Annotated in this window: 1 protein-coding gene; it reads left to right on the top strand. The window is 69.5% G+C overall.

The window, feature by feature from the left end; translation table 11 throughout:
- Positions 1-22: 22 nt before the first annotated feature.
- Positions 23-573, top strand: a 551-nt coding sequence (locus OO47_RS33025) for a sigma-70 family RNA polymerase sigma factor (RefSeq protein ID WP_234323399.1), incomplete at its 3' end; no start/stop codon positions are given.

Genomic DNA, 573 nt, shown 5'->3' with positions numbered 1-573 from the left:
CGTCGGGAATCCGGGGGCTTCGATGCGCCGGGCCGCTCTGGACGGACTGCCCGAGCTCACCCGCCCCACCACCGTCTCCACCGACGACGCCCAACCCCTCTCCGCCGCCCTCCTCACCCGCCTGGCCGCACTCGAGGAAGGCACCCCCGAACACGCCTACGTCCGCAACACCCTGGTCGAACTCAACCTCAGCCTCGTCAAGTTCGCCGCCCGCCGCTTCCGCAACCGCGCCGAACCCACCGAAGACATCGTCCAGGTCGGCACCATCGGACTCATCAAAGCCATCAACCGCTTCGACCCCCACCGCGCCGTCGACTTCTCCGCCTTCGCCCTGCCCACCATCGTCGGCGAAATGAAACGCTTCTTCCGCGACACCAGCTGGGCCGTCCGCGTCCCCCGACGCCTCCAGGAACTCCGCATCGACCTCGCCAAAACCGCCGACCACCTCGAACAACACCTCGGCCGCCGCCCCACCCGCACCGAACTCGCCCACCACCTCCACCTCACCGAGGAAGAGATCGCCGAGGGCCAGCTCGCCGCCCACGGATACGCCACCCGCTCCCTCGACACCCC

Origin of the sequence: Streptomyces bikiniensis, assembly GCF_000716625.1 — a bacterium.
In the GTDB taxonomy this organism is placed as follows: Bacteria; Actinomycetota; Actinomycetes; order Streptomycetales; family Streptomycetaceae; genus Streptomyces; species Streptomyces bikiniensis.
Note: the sequence above shows the minus strand (reverse complement) of the source record. Positions and strands in the feature narration are given on the sequence as shown.